This window comes from Desulfocucumis palustris, assembly GCF_002933875.1.
Taxonomy (GTDB): Bacteria; Bacillota; Desulfotomaculia; order Desulfotomaculales; family Desulfocucumaceae; genus Desulfocucumis; species Desulfocucumis palustris.
Genome location: NZ_BFAV01000075.1, coordinates 24,786 through 37,824 on the forward strand (window position 1 = coordinate 24,786; position 13,039 = coordinate 37,824).

Sequence of the window (13,039 nt, forward strand, 5' to 3'; positions counted from 1 at the left end):
GGGTGGTGAGTGGGGCCAATGGATAAGGCTATAGCTGATTTATGGCAGAAATACAGGCGTTTTAAAGAAGAGGAAGTAAAGTCCGAACTGGTTATGTACTACCTGTGGATGGTTAAATACATAGCCGGCAGGCTACCGGTGCGTCTTCCTCCCAGCATGGGGGTTGAGGATTTGGAAAGCTGCGGCATTCTCGGGCTGCTGGAGTCCGTGGAAAAGTACGATCCTGAATTGGGCAGGGATTTTGAAGCCTACTCCTACCACCGGATCCGCGGCTCCATGCTGGATGAGATAAGAAAAGTGAGCTGGGTCCCCCGGAGCATGTGGCAGAAAATGCAGGAATTGAAATCAGTGCGGGAAAGGCTGGAAAGGGAACGGGCCGGAGAAATCACCGAGGAGCTGCTGTCCAGGGAAATGGGCCTGCCTGTGGCTGAAATCCGCAGGCTGGACGCGCATTACAGCAATGCCTTCGCCGTATCCCTCGATGAAAACTGCAAAGCCGGGGAGGACGAGGTGCGGTTCGGGGATATGATCCAGGATATAAGCAGCCTGGACCCCCTTGAACAGCTGTCCGAGGAAGATGGTAAGAGAACCCTGGCGGAAGCGGTAAAAATGCTCACGGAAAAGGAACAGATACTTCTATCTCTCTATTATCACGAAGAGCTTACTTTAAAGGAGATAGGCAAGGTTTTGGAAGTTTCGGAGTCCAGGGTTTGTCAGTTGCATGGCCGGGCAATCGGCAGGTTGAGGAAAATTTTGGACCAAATGAACAAATAGATGAGGTGTTTGCCGTGATCAGAGGTTTGTACACTGTGGCCTCGGGTTTGGGCGCCCAGCAGGCGCGTATGGACGTGGTAACCAACAATATAGCAAACGTTTCCACAAACGGCTATAAACAGGACAGTGTTATGACCAAACCGTTTCCGGAAATGCTTTTGCGTGAAAAAACGGTGGACAATGCCGGCAGGAGGGTTGCCCGCTGGTCTCCTGTTGGCTTTACCAACCAGGGAGTTGCCGTGTCCGGTTTCTTTACCGATCAAACAGCGGGAATATTGAAAGAGACCGGCAGGGCAACGGATTTGGCCCTGTCCGGCCAGGGTTTTTTCGCGGTGCAGGCCAACGGAGGGGAGCTGTATACCAGGGATGGACAGTTCCATACCGACAAAGAGGGGTATCTGGTTGATTCCAGGGGCAACAGGGTACTGTCCGACAGTGGCCCGGTCCAGGTTGGGGACGCCGAATTTACGGTGGACTCCGGCGGTGTGATAACCCTGGCGGACGGCGGCACCTACCAACTGAGAATAGTGGAGTTTGAAAACCCGCAGAACCTGGTGAAGACCGGAGATAATTATTTTGACGCCGGCAATGGTACGGCCGGGGAGGCCGCCAGTCCGGGGGTGACCCAGGGATTTCTGGAGCAATCCAATGTTGATCTGGCCACCCAGATGGTACAGCTGGTGGAAATTTTCAGATCCTACGAGGCCGGGCAGAAAGCCATTCAGTCCCAGGACGAACTGCTGGCCAAGGCTATTAATCAGGTTGGGAGTGTGAAGTAGCATGATTCAAAGCCTTCGCAACAGCGCCGCGGGAATTAACGCCCAGTTGAACAGAATGGATATTTCCTCCAATAACATAGCCAATATCAGCACAAACTCCTTTAAAAGGGGCCGGGCTGAATTTGCGGATTTACTGTACGGTAAAATGGCGGACTGCGGCAGACCGGTAAATTTAACCGGGAACGCGGGAGAGCCGCTGATGGGCTCGGGCTCCAGGGTGGTGGCGGTGAACACCGTCTTTGAGCAGGGAGTTGTCAAGGAGACAGGCAGGCCTCTGGATATAGCCATTAGCGGCAATGGATTTTTCAGGGTGGAGCTTCCCGACGGCAGTTACGCTTACACCAGGGACGGCAATTTTCAACTGACCTCCGAGAGAACTCTGGTGACGGCCGGCGGGTATAAACTACAACCGGAAATCACCCTGCCGGAGAATTATAAAAGCTTTGATATAACCCCCGGGGGAACCGTTATTGTCACGGACGACGGGGGTGAGGCCACCGAACTGGGCAATATATTGCTGTACAAATTTCCCGATGGTGACGGTTTGAAGCACACCGGGGGAAACCTGTACGCGCAAACCGACCAATCCGGGGACGCGGAGGAAGGAGTGCCCGGGGAAAACGGGCTGGGACAGTTGCTTCAGCAAAACCTGGAAATGAGTAACGTTGATCTGGCGGAGGAAATGGCCGTGGTGATTGAATCCCAAAGGGCGCTGCAGGCCGGGGCACAGTCCCTTAAAACGGCGGATCAACTCTGGAATATAGCCAACAATTTACGTAAATAACCAGGGGGACTATAAATGGAACCGGCAAGGGAAATCGTTGAGATACAGGTGGGAATTGCCGATTTGAAAGTGACCAGGGAGCCCGGGCGTTTAATCACCCTGGGGCTGGGTTCATGCGTGGGTGTCAGCCTTTATGACCCCATGATGAAAGTAGGCGGACTGTTGCACGTAATGCTTCCGGACAGCACCCAGTTTTCCAATGTTAACAAATTGGCTAAATTTGCCGACACGGGAATTCCCCTTATGATACAGGAGTTGCAGAAAATGGGGGCCAGGATCAACCGGATGCAGGCCAAGCTGGTGGGTGGCGCCCAGATGTTTTCCGGCCTGGACGAAAAAATGACTTTGAATATAGGATTAAGGAATACGGAAAAGTCACGAGAGGTTTTATCCAATCTTAATATAAGGATATTGGCCGAGGACGTGGGCGGAAACCGTGGGCGGACCATGATTGTGGACACCGCCAGCGGCATGGTGACCATACGTACCATGGGTAATAAGCTGAAGGTGATTTGACATGGACTTTACAGAATTTCAAAGGCGCATGCTGAGCCAATTCCGCCTGGACCTGCTGAGTTACAAGGAGAACCAGCTTAAAAGAAGGCTGGAAGGTATGATGGCCAGACAGAAAATAGCTTCATACGGGGACCTTTTTAGTTTGCTTAGGGAAGACCGGATGGCGTATGAAACATTCCTTGATCAGTTAACCATAAATGTTTCCGAGTTTTTCAGGGATCCCCTGCGCTGGGCGGAATTGCAGAAAACAGTGCTTCCCGGACTCCTACAGGCCAGAAATACATTGAAAATATGGAGCGCGGCCTGTTCCAACGGCCCGGAGCCATACTCCCTGGCCATTTTGCTGGACGAAATCAGCCCCGGCAAGAACCATCGCCTGGAAGCCTCGGATATTGATAAAAATATATTGAACGCCGCCGCTGTAGGTAAATATAATCAGGATATGGTGCGCAACGTGAACCCGGAGCGGCTGAATAAATATTTTACCAAAGAAAACAATTATTATTTGGTGAAAGACAGCGTAAAAAGAAAGGTGACCTTTAAACGCCACGATCTTTTAACGGAACCTTACGGGCAGGGATACGATCTGATAGTTTGCCGCAATGTGACAATTTATTTCACCAGGGAGGCCCAGGATAGAATTAATAGTAAATTTTCCCAGGCCCTTACTTCGGGGGGGATTCTATTTATCGGAGGCAGCGAAATGATTTTTAATTATCAGGAGTTGGGGCTGGAAAAGCTGTTACCCTGCTTTTACCGTAAAGTGGCATAAATTTGGGTAAGTGTGTCTCATAAGTTGGGGACAATCCTTCCCGACGTTGAATATAGAGTAAGAACTACAGCCAATCCTTAGAGCGTGTGTCCCCTGACATAAGTTGGGGACAATCCTTCCCGGAATTGAATAGAAGTAAGAACTATAACCAACCCTTAGAAGGTGTGTCCCCTTACCTTAATCGAGGTGATGATATGAAGACTGATTCAAAATTTACGGATTTTCAAATGGATGCCCTAAAGGAAATTAGCAACATAGGCTTGGGCAATGCCGTTACCTCTCTGGCCCAACTGGTAAACCGGAGGATTGACATGAACATTCCTTTGACACGGTTTATGCCGCTGGAGGAAACCATAGCCCTGGTGGGTGGGCCGGAGGAAGCGGTATCATGCGTGAGTTTGAATATATCCGGGGATGTCCCCGGTTTGGTGCTCTTTGTTTTTGATTCCCAAAGCACTTTTCATCTGGTTGACCTGTTGATGGGAATGGATTTGGGGAGCACTGCTGAATTGGATGAAATGGGCGAATCCGCGGTAAAGGAAATAGGTAACGTGCTGACGGGCTCCTTCATAGGCGCCCTTTGCCAGATGACCCAGTTGAACATGACCCCGGCCGTGCCCATGTTCGCCTTTGACATGCTGGGGGCCATTCTGACATCGCTGATGGTGGCCAGCGGCCGGGTGGAGGAGCAGGTACTGGTGATCCAGACACGTTTATTCCAGGAGAAGGAGGTCAATATCAAAGGGCATTTCTTTTTGTTGACTGAGCCGGGTTCGCTCCAGGTGCTTTTCAATGCCCTGGGACTTACTGTGGAATGAGCTTAATATGAGTTAACATATTTAGGAGGGAAGATATTCGTGTCTAAAAAGATACTGATTGTGGACGATGCCGCTTTCATGCGCATGATGATTAAAAACATTGTGATTAAAAACGGTTACGAGGTAGTGGGCGAAGCTGAAAACGGCAAGCAGGCGGTGGAACTGTACGCCAACGGCAGCCCCGATGTGGTAACCATGGATATAACCATGCCGGAAATGGACGGCATTGAGGGCGTAAAGGCCATCAGGGCCATCGACCCCAACGCGATTATCATCATGTGCAGCGCCATGGGACAGCAGTCCATGGTTATGGACGCCATTCAGGCCGGGGCAAAGGATTTTATAGTCAAACCCTTCCAGCAGGACAGGCTGCTGCAGGCACTGGAAAGGGTGCTAAGCAGGGGCAAATAAATTATTGAATAATTGTTTGGCTTTAGGAAGGAGGGAAATCTGTTGCAGGAAATACTGTCCCAGGGTGAAATAGATTCTTTGTTGGAAGCCCTGACCTCCGGAAAGCTGGACGCCGAGGAGGTAAAGCAGTCCGGCCCGGTGGCTGTTCACACCAAGGCCTACGATTTCAGGCGCCCCAATAAATTTTCAAAGGATCATTTACGGACCCTGGAAATGCTGCATCAGAATTTTGCCCGGCTGCTTTCCAGCTTTCTTTCAGGATATTTGAGATCCTCCATAAACGTTGAAGTGGCCTCAACGGGTCAAATGATTTATGAGGAGTTTATTCGCTCCATACCCAGTCCAACGGTTATTGCCGTATTGCAGTTGGCCCCCCTTGAGGGTGCGGTATTGATGGAAACCAATAGCCAGGTGGTTTTCCCGCTGATAGACCTGATGTTCGGCGGTCCCGGAAGCAGCTCGGATACCATCAGGGAGCTAACCGACATAGAAGTATCGGTGGTTCGCAAACTTTACAGCAGAATGCTGGAGCATCTGTCGGTAGCCTGGCAGGATATGTTTCAGATAGAGCCCAATATACAGGGAATTGAAACAAATCCCAGGATGCAGCAGTTATATTCGCCCAACGAGGTTGTGGCGCTGATAACCTTTTCCGTATCGCTGAACGATGAGCCCAGGGGCCTGATTAACCTGTGCCTTCCATTTATTGTTCTGGAGCCAATGATATCCCGTCTTTCGGTGCGCCAGCAGTTTTTGAGACAATCCAGCGGCCCCAGGGACGAAGACATGAAGTGGCTCAAGCACTGGCTGGGTTACTCAAATGTTGGTTTGGACGTGGTACTGGGTGAGGTGGACGTGAGTATTAATGATTTTTTAAATTTAAATACCGGGGACGTGCTGGTGTTGAACCGGCGCCTGGACCAGGACCTGAACCTGTTAATTGAGGGAGAAATGAAATTCGGAGTGCAGGCCGGCAGGATGAATAGAAAACTAGCCGTTCAGGTGGTGTCTTTAACCGAAGGGGGCAGGGTAAATGGGTGACAACAGTGGCATGCTCAGTCAGGCGGAAATCGACGCCTTGCTTAATGGTACAGCAGGTGAGCCGGAAGTTGCTCCGGAAGCGCCCGCAGTTGAGGCGGGACAGGAAGCCCCGGCGGAAACCGCCCCGGTGACCGTAGCGGTGGACGGGGAATATTTGACCCACGAGGAAAAAGACTCTCTGGGTGAAATAGGAAATATAACCATGGGCTCGGCTTCCACCACCCTTTCGGAATTGTTAAGGCAAAAGGTGACCATAACCAGCCCCAAGGTTAACATCCTAACCCAGGAGCAAATGTTCAACACATTTTCCGTGCCCTATGTTTTTATTCAGGTGGAATACGTTTCCGGTCTGCAGGGATTTAACGTGCTGGTGCTGCGCCTGAGAGACGCCAGCGTGATAGCGGATTTGATGATGGGAGGGGACGGCTCCAATCCCAGTGAGGATGAAATAGGAGAAATTGAAATCAGCGCGGCTTCCGAGGCCATGAACCAGATGATTGGCACGGCTTCCACATCCCTCTCCAACATGTTCGGCCGGATGATTAATATATCACCGCCCACAACCAATCTTTTGAAAAGCCAGGAAGTAATGACCTACCGCCTTCCGGCCGGCGATCCGGTGGTGGTGATTTCATTTAATATGCAAATAGGCAACCTGCTGGATACGGAGATAATGCAGGTTTTAAGCATAGAGACGGCTAAAGAGGAGGCAGCCCTGCTTTGGGAATATCTCATGGGAATGTCCGCGGGAGAAGCAAGTCTTCCGGAACCTGAGCCTGCGGGGTCCTTCGACGATAATTATACGGATATGGCGGAGGAAGCACCCATAACCGAACAGACCCCGCTGGCCACCGCGGAATCGGTAATACAGGGCTTTATGGGTGCGGAGGCGCCACAACCACGGCAAACCGCCGGGTCCCAGGGGCAAGTGAGTGAAACCCGGGCCCCAGGGGCAAAGGGGCAAACCACCGGCGGCCAAACCTACGGAGTCCCGCCGGTCTCGCAACCGGTTACATATAGTTTTCCCAGCCTGACCCAGGTGGAACAGCGGAAACTGGAGCTGCTGCTGGACGTTCCCCTAAGGGTCAGTGTAATACTGGGCCGTACCAAGAGGCCCATAAAAGAGGTTCTGAATCTTACTCCGGGAGCCATAGTGGAATTGCAGTCGCTGGTGGATGAGCCCGTGGAGATACTGGTAAACGGCACCCTGGTGGCAAGGGGTGAAGTGGTGGTGGTAAACGAAAATTTCGGAGTGCGTATCACCAGCATTATCAGCCCGGAGGAGAGGATAAAACAATTAAAGGCATAAAAATAGTGCGACAACGGGGACGGTTCTCTCTTGTCGCACTTTTTCTTTTTTCTAGGGGAATGTTGAAGAATCCATTAATAAAAGGCTGTGCATGTTGATTAACTACCAGCCCGAGGCCGTTCAAAAAGCTCCATAAGAGTCAGGGACGGTTCTTCTTTGACTCTCCCCAGTTGTTGTGCTTTTTCTTTTCTAAGACAATTTGGCCAGTAGGATACCGGTGGGCAATTTGGGATAAAAGAAAGTGGATTTCTGAGGCATTTTTTCCCTTTTGGCCGCCACAGCGGTAACTTCTTCCACCAGGGTGGGGTTTAAAAAGAAAACCATCTGGTATTCACCCCGGTCTACTTTCTTCAGGGCTTCAATTTCATCCCTGGTGTATGTGAGATTGCTTTCACTGGCTCTCTGCTCCCCGCCAATCCCCAAATATTTTTCCATAATCAGGGTATGCAGCACGGAAACATCCAGGCCGCACCATTCCCGGGATTTGTCCAGGGCCATGATTTCCCTGGGGTTAACGCCATTTTTAAGGGTAATTATGTATCCCTCCCGGTTGCCTTTATACAGGCCGAAGGCGTGTGAATGGGCCGATATCTCCCCGGCTGCGCTTTGCCTGCCTTTTTGAGCCAGGATTTCCATGAAATTCTGGAAGTTGCCGTGGTTTTCATCAAAGGTAAAGGGTTCCGCTGTGAAATACTGTTCGATACCGCCCATAAGGCTGCCGGTTAACTGTTCCGGCAGGTTCCTGACCAGTCGGTGGGTGGGCAGCACAACCAGTCCCGGGTCATAAAGATTTACCAGGGTCATCATCACAAAATCGTAGGGCTGCGGCTCTTTTGCCGTTGTGTTGTTTCTTTCCCTAAGCAAGTTTCTGTAATTAAGAGCTGTTTCATAGCGGTGGTGCCCGTCGGCTATGAAAATTACCATGTGAGCCAGGGCGTTTTGAATCGGGGTTATTAAAGCGGGGTCGTCTAAAACCCACAGCCTGTGGCGCTGCCCGTCCTCCGAGGTAAAGTCGATTTCCGGTGTATCTTCCAGGCGTAGGGCAGTTATTTTTTCCACCTGTTTATCAGGGTCCGAGTAGAGGCTGAAAATAGGGCTGAAATTAGCGCCGCAGGCCTGCATAAGGGCCAGGCGGTCGGCTTTATGCTTGGGCAGCGTTTCTTCGTGGGGCAGCACCACACCCTTTTCATAGGGCTCTATTTTTACTCCCGCCATCAAACCCGTGCGGGTTTTGCTTTCTCCGTTAACACTGAATGTTTGTTTGTACATATATAGGGCGGGTTTGTTCTCCCCCAGCAGTATGCCCTTTCCCTGCCATGAACTGAAATCCGCCGCCGCCCGGGTGTAGCGGTTGTTGTCCTCGGTGTCCTGGGGGAAAGTCTTGCCGTATTCCAGCCGTATAATATTGTTGGGGTGGCGCCGGTAATATTTATCCTGGGCCTCGGCGTCTATAACGTCGTAAGGGGGGGTTATCACCTGCGCCAGGTCGGGTACCAGCGAAGTGTTGTAGCGAAGTGCCCGGATGGGTGTTATATAAGCCATTTATAAATCCTCCTAAATAAGGTCGGGGGACACACCTTCCAATGTTCGTGGAAACTCCCTGCCTCTTAACAATTTCACGAAGGAATGTCCCCAACATATGTCGCGAATGGTAATATTCTATAACAATATATTTATTCCTGCAGGTCAAACTTCTTTCCTGGTCCAGCGGTTGCTGTCCCTGGAGCGGTATTTCTCCATCATCCTGGTAAAGGCCTCCTCCAGATCTATGTTTAACGAATTGGCATAGCATATAATAATAAAAAGTATGTCCGCCAGTTCCAGTTCTATGGATCCCGCAGGTTCTTCGGGTTTTTTGGGTTTCTGCCCGTAACTGTGATTTATTTCCCTGGACAGTTCCCCCACTTCCTCTATCAACCTGGCCAGCATACTCAGGGGATGCCAGTACCCTTCCTCAAACTGACCTATCCACTGGTCCACTTCCCGTTGCATAGTCCTAATGTCCATAATGGAATTATTCCTCCCCGCGTTAACCCTTTCCAACATCCTAATGTTATCACATATGTTCGCATAAATGAACCGGAGACCCCCGCGGGTTCTTTCTCTCCTGACATGTTCAGTCATATTTGGCCACCGGCAAAAGTATATTTTTATAAAGGGATGAATGGGGGGGCGGGAATGCGTTTGCCATTCGGGTTCAGATTGGACAGAAAAAGAACCTTGTTGACTGCCGGTGCGGCGGCGGCATCTCTGTTGTTTGTTTTGGTATGGGGCGTGATTTCACTGCTTGGTACTGCTAAAGTGGTTCCTGAAGAGCTTTTTAACCACTCTCTTCAAAATACCCTGACCAGCCACAGCTACCGTTACAGTGTTGAGGTTAAACAAAACGGCAGCGATGTCATTTCCACCGTTCAGGGGGAAAGGGTGGAGCCGGACAGGGTGCATATTAAAGGAGCCATGTTGAAGTCCAGGGACATAGAGTTTATTCAAATTTCCGATGTCACTTATATGAAGGATCCCTGGTCAAGCCGCTGGATAACCCTGGAGGACAGTAAATTAGCCCAGGCAGAGCTGTTTTTAACTGAGTTTAATCCCCTTTCGATGTTTAATTTTAAGGATGTTCCGGAAGTGAAAGTATCCGGCAGTGAACGGGTTGACGGTGTGAAAACGGTGTTAATGGAACTAAAGCCTTCGGTGTCCAATCCCTATCTTGAATTCAAATACGTGGACTATGACTACAAAATTTGGGCGGACCCCAAAGATCAATTGATTAGAAAGGCGGTACTGGAAGCGAATCTGCCAGCCGGGCAAAAGGGTATGACCGTGGAAATGAAGTTTTGGGATTTTAATGAACCCCTGATTATTGAAAAACCGGGAATAGAGACGGGAAGTTGATTTTTAAGGCCTGCATGCCGATACTCGTTGACAATATTTAACCCCCACTGATATAATAATCCAATCTATGGAAAGGGACACTCCTTCTAGGTTTTTTAATTTTTACTCTAACAAATTCGGAAGGAATGTCCACTTATTATTAGGGGGGGTTATTCGTGCATCCCGACGCCAAAAAAACACTGATTACTGAAAAGGAAATAAACTTCCGGGTTAAAGAGCTGGGAGATTTGATTTCCCGGGATTATATGGATAAAGACAACCTGCTGGTGGTGGGGATATTAAAGGGCGCGGTAATATTCATGTCCGATCTGGTGCGCCAGTTGAGAATACCAGTGGAGCTGGATTTTATGGCCGTATCCAGCTACGGCAAAGCCAGCGAATCTTCCGGCGTGGTGAGGATTTTAAAAGACCTGGAGCACAACATTCAGGGAAAGCACGTTCTTATAGTGGAGGATATTGTGGATACCGGCCTGACCCTTAAGTATTTGAAGGAAAACCTGGAAACCCGGGGTCCCGCCAGTTTAAAAATTTGCACCCTGCTGGACAAGCCCGCCCGGCGCAAGGCAAAAGTGGAGGTTGACTACAACGGCTTTTTCATAGAAGATGAGTTTGTGGTGGGCTACGGCCTGGATTACAATGAAAGATACCGTAATGAAAAGGATATTTTTATTCTAAAGCCCGAAGTATATGCTAAAAGATAATAATTATTATCGATCGGAGGAAGAACATTGACACCGGACAGAGAAATGGTCATCGTGCTGGACTTCGGCGGTCAGTACAGCCAGTTGATTGCCAGGAGAATAAGAGAATTAAAAGTATTTTGCGAAATGCTTCCCTATAACACCCCGCTGGAGCAGATAAGCGCCAAAAACCCCAGGGGTATTGTTTTTTCCGGGGGACCTTCCAGCGTGTACCAGGAGAACGCGCCCGCCGTTGACCCCGGAATATATAGCCTGGGGGTGCCGGTACTGGGTATATGTTATGGCATGCAGCTAATGGCCAGGCAGCTGGGCGGTGAGGTTTCCAGGGCCGTGCAGAGGGAATACGGCAGAATAGAGCTGAATACGGTGGAGCCGGACGATTTACTGTGCTGTCTGGAATCCCTGGAACAGTGCTGGATGAGCCATGGCGACCGGGTTGACTCCGCTCCTCCGGGGTTCAAAATAACCGCCAGAACGGACCTGGCCCCGGTGGCCGCCATGTCGGACCCGGCCAGAAAGCTTTACGCCGTTCAGTTTCACCCTGAAGTGGTGCACACCCCTAAGGGGCAGGACATATTGAGGCAGTTTTTGTATACTGTTTGCGGGTGCGGCGGCACCTGGGACATGGGTTCCTTTATAGACCACTCCATGGCGGAAATAAGGAACAAAGTGGGAGAAGGCAAGGTGCTCTGCGCTTTAAGCGGAGGGGTCGACTCCTCCGTGGCGGCTGTGCTGGTGCACCGGGCTGTGGGGGACAACCTTACCTGTGTTTTCGTCAACCACGGCCTGTTAAGAAAAGGCGAGGCGGAGCAGGTTCTCACCACCTTCAGGGAACAGTTTAAAATTAAGCTGATATACGTGGACGCCTCCCGGAGATTTCTGGATAAACTTGCCGGGGTTACCGATCCCGAAAGAAAAAGAAAGATTATAGGCGAGGAATTTATAAGGGTCTTCGAGGAGGAATCGGCCAAACTTGGCCAGATAGATTATCTTGTGCAGGGCACCCTTTATCCTGACGTGGTGGAAAGCGGCACCGCCACCGCCGCTGTGATCAAATCGCACCACAATGTGGGCGGCCTTCCGAAAGACATGAAATTTGAACTGGTTGAACCCCTGTGCTGGCTGTTTAAGGATGAAGTAAGGGTTCTGGGCAGCGAACTGGGGCTGCCGGAGGAAATCGTATGGCGCCAGCCGTTTCCAGGCCCGGGACTGGCCGTTAGGATTATCGGGGAGATAACCGGGGAAAAACTGAGAGTTCTGCGGGAGGCGGATGCCGTGGTAACCGGGGAAATAGCCGCGGCGGGACTGGACCGGGAAATCTGGCAGTATTTCGCGGTGTTGCCCGGCCTGCGCAGCGTAGGAGTGATGGGGGACGAGAGAACCTACGCCTATACCATAGCCGTCAGGGCGGTGCACAGCCACGACGGAATGACCGCCGACTGGGTAAGGATACCCTACGATGTGCTGGGAAAAATATCGAACAGGATAGTCAATGAAATAAAAGAGGTAAACCGCGTGGTTTACGATATAACCAGCAAACCCCCTTCCACCATTGAGTGGGAGTAGGGGCGGAAGCGTTTGAACCGGTTGAGCCGGAGAGTCAGAAAAGAGAGTCGGAGAACCGTCCCCTGACTTGCTGGGGGATCGTTGAACCGGGAGTCGTCCCCTGACTCGGGGTGAGCGATGATTATAATAAACAGGCAAAATATTATTAAAAACAGGCAAATAGAAAAGGTTTTAAAGCTGTTAGGCGGTGATTACAGGCCCGCCAGACTGGTGGTGTACGAAACCAGGCTGGATGTTTTCAGATTCTTTTTTAAATGCTTCAACTTGTCCAGGGAGGAATTGTCCGGCAAGCTGGAAGGAACCTACCACCAGGCAACCGATTCGGTTTATGTTTTTGTCTACGCCCAGACCGACGACGGGGATGACCTGCATAGCAAACAGCTGTACTCCCTGCACGCCATGTCGCATGAGTTAAGGCACAGATACCAGTATGTCAAGGGACTCTTTACAAAGGATGAGGACGAAGAGAAATCGGAAAGCGACGCGGACAGGTTCGCCACCAATTTTATCAATAATAATTCGGCTAAAATTAAAAAAATAATGGGCTGGAGCGATGAGTGGACAGTAGAGGAGGAAGACTAGTACATTGTCAATACTAAGACTATATTACAATTCATTTTTATAGTATACTCTTTCCAGGGAGGGAGGGGTATGCCTTGCCAAAAGTGAAATA

Annotated in this window: 15 protein-coding genes; 13 read left to right on the top strand and 2 right to left on the bottom strand. The window is 50.4% G+C overall.

Going from position 1 to position 13,039, the window contains the following annotated elements; all coding sequences use genetic code 11:
• The first annotated feature begins 18 nt into the window (after window positions 1-18).
• The 9 genes from DCCM_RS06520 (at window position 19) to fliY (ending at window position 7,204) form a co-directional block, all read left to right on the top strand.
• Complete coding sequence (locus tag DCCM_RS06520; protein ID WP_104371635.1) at window positions 19-774, top strand: FliA/WhiG family RNA polymerase sigma factor; 756 nt, start codon at window positions 19-21, stop codon at window positions 772-774.
• 14 nt (window positions 775-788) lie between these two features.
• Window positions 789-1,553 carry a flagellar basal-body rod protein FlgF gene (flgF, locus tag DCCM_RS06525; RefSeq protein ID WP_104371636.1) on the top strand — a complete coding sequence of 255 codons (765 nt, stop codon included), beginning with the start codon at window positions 789-791 and terminating at the stop codon, window positions 1,551-1,553.
• Between the two features lies 1 nt (window position 1,554).
• Entirely contained in the window at window positions 1,555-2,337 is a 783-nt protein-coding gene (gene flgG, locus DCCM_RS06530; RefSeq protein WP_104371637.1) for a flagellar basal-body rod protein FlgG, read from the top strand.
• Between the two features lie 15 nt (window positions 2,338-2,352).
• Window positions 2,353-2,853 carry a chemotaxis protein CheD gene (locus tag DCCM_RS06535; protein WP_104371638.1) on the top strand — a complete coding sequence of 167 codons (501 nt, stop codon included), beginning with the start codon at window positions 2,353-2,355 and terminating at the stop codon, window positions 2,851-2,853.
• Between the two features lies 1 nt (window position 2,854).
• The gene (locus DCCM_RS06540) at window positions 2,855-3,625 is read left to right on the top strand and encodes a CheR family methyltransferase (RefSeq protein WP_104371639.1); all 771 of its coding nucleotides are present in this window, start codon (window positions 2,855-2,857) and stop codon (window positions 3,623-3,625) included.
• Window positions 3,626-3,819: 194 nt separating this feature from the next.
• Window positions 3,820-4,443: a chemotaxis protein CheC gene (locus DCCM_RS06545; protein ID WP_104371640.1), complete on the top strand. Its 624-nt coding sequence runs from the start codon at window positions 3,820-3,822 to the stop codon at window positions 4,441-4,443.
• 39 nt (window positions 4,444-4,482) lie between these two features.
• Window positions 4,483-4,854, top strand: coding sequence for a response regulator (locus DCCM_RS06550; RefSeq protein WP_104371641.1), 372 nt, complete (start codon window positions 4,483-4,485; stop codon window positions 4,852-4,854).
• A gap of 42 nt (window positions 4,855-4,896) precedes the next feature.
• Window positions 4,897-5,895, top strand: a complete 999-nt coding sequence (gene fliM / locus DCCM_RS06555; RefSeq protein ID WP_104371642.1) for a flagellar motor switch protein FliM — start codon at window positions 4,897-4,899, stop codon at window positions 5,893-5,895.
• Window positions 5,888-7,204 (top strand): flagellar motor switch phosphatase FliY, encoded by a 1,317-nt coding sequence (fliY, locus tag DCCM_RS06560; RefSeq protein WP_104371643.1) that lies wholly within the window; start codon window positions 5,888-5,890, stop codon window positions 7,202-7,204. The genes fliM and fliY overlap by 8 nt, the downstream gene beginning before the upstream one ends.
• A gap of 189 nt (window positions 7,205-7,393) precedes the next feature.
• Here the strand turns inward: fliY and DCCM_RS06565 are convergent, their stop codons facing one another.
• Both DCCM_RS06565 and DCCM_RS06570 read right to left on the bottom strand, forming a co-directional pair.
• Window positions 7,394-8,746, bottom strand: a complete 1,353-nt coding sequence (locus tag DCCM_RS06565; protein ID WP_104371644.1) for a DUF1015 domain-containing protein — start codon at window positions 8,744-8,746, stop codon at window positions 7,394-7,396.
• A gap of 144 nt (window positions 8,747-8,890) precedes the next feature.
• Window positions 8,891-9,211 carry a nucleotide pyrophosphohydrolase gene (locus DCCM_RS06570; protein ID WP_104371649.1) on the bottom strand — a complete coding sequence of 107 codons (321 nt, stop codon included), beginning with the start codon at window positions 9,209-9,211 and terminating at the stop codon, window positions 8,891-8,893.
• 171 nt (window positions 9,212-9,382) lie between these two features.
• Here DCCM_RS06570 and DCCM_RS06575 point away from each other — a divergent pair, with 171 nt between their 5' ends.
• From DCCM_RS06575 to DCCM_RS06590, 4 genes are all read left to right on the top strand, one after another.
• Window positions 9,383-10,099 (top strand): LolA-like protein, encoded by a 717-nt coding sequence (locus DCCM_RS06575; RefSeq protein WP_104371645.1) that lies wholly within the window; start codon window positions 9,383-9,385, stop codon window positions 10,097-10,099.
• Between the two features lie 155 nt (window positions 10,100-10,254).
• A complete protein-coding gene (gene hpt / locus DCCM_RS06580; protein WP_104371646.1) occupies window positions 10,255-10,800 on the top strand; it encodes a hypoxanthine phosphoribosyltransferase in 546 nt (181 codons plus the stop codon).
• Between the two features lie 45 nt (window positions 10,801-10,845).
• Window positions 10,846-12,366 carry a glutamine-hydrolyzing GMP synthase gene (gene guaA, locus DCCM_RS06585; protein WP_104371650.1) on the top strand — a complete coding sequence of 507 codons (1,521 nt, stop codon included), beginning with the start codon at window positions 10,846-10,848 and terminating at the stop codon, window positions 12,364-12,366.
• A 117-nt stretch (window positions 12,367-12,483) separates the two neighbouring features.
• Window positions 12,484-12,948 carry a hypothetical protein gene (locus DCCM_RS06590; protein WP_104371647.1) on the top strand — a complete coding sequence of 155 codons (465 nt, stop codon included), beginning with the start codon at window positions 12,484-12,486 and terminating at the stop codon, window positions 12,946-12,948.
• Window positions 12,949-13,039: the final 91 nt, after the last annotated feature.

What these genes read in the sequence shown, in the direction of transcription:
- DCCM_RS06570 (WP_104371649.1), bottom strand. Translation starts at nt 9,211, where the DNA reads ATGGACATTAGGACTATGCAACGGGAAGTGGACCAGTGGATAGGTCAG.
- DCCM_RS06540 (WP_104371639.1), top strand. Translation starts at nt 2,855, where the DNA reads ATGGACTTTACAGAATTTCAAAGGCGCATGCTGAGCCAATTCCGCCTG.
- DCCM_RS06520 (WP_104371635.1), top strand. Translation starts at nt 19, where the DNA reads ATGGATAAGGCTATAGCTGATTTATGGCAGAAATACAGGCGTTTTAAA.
- guaA (WP_104371650.1), top strand. Translation starts at nt 10,846, where the DNA reads ATGGTCATCGTGCTGGACTTCGGCGGTCAGTACAGCCAGTTGATTGCC.
- DCCM_RS06575 (WP_104371645.1), top strand. Translation starts at nt 9,383, where the DNA reads ATGCGTTTGCCATTCGGGTTCAGATTGGACAGAAAAAGAACCTTGTTG.
- DCCM_RS06565 (WP_104371644.1), bottom strand. Translation starts at nt 8,746, where the DNA reads ATGGCTTATATAACACCCATCCGGGCACTTCGCTACAACACTTCGCTG.
- flgG (WP_104371637.1), top strand. Translation starts at nt 1,555, where the DNA reads ATGATTCAAAGCCTTCGCAACAGCGCCGCGGGAATTAACGCCCAGTTG.
- fliY (WP_104371643.1), top strand. Translation starts at nt 5,888, where the DNA reads ATGGGTGACAACAGTGGCATGCTCAGTCAGGCGGAAATCGACGCCTTG.
- DCCM_RS06590 (WP_104371647.1), top strand. Translation starts at nt 12,484, where the DNA reads ATGATTATAATAAACAGGCAAAATATTATTAAAAACAGGCAAATAGAA.
- DCCM_RS06535 (WP_104371638.1), top strand. Translation starts at nt 2,353, where the DNA reads ATGGAACCGGCAAGGGAAATCGTTGAGATACAGGTGGGAATTGCCGAT.
- DCCM_RS06545 (WP_104371640.1), top strand. Translation starts at nt 3,820, where the DNA reads ATGAAGACTGATTCAAAATTTACGGATTTTCAAATGGATGCCCTAAAG.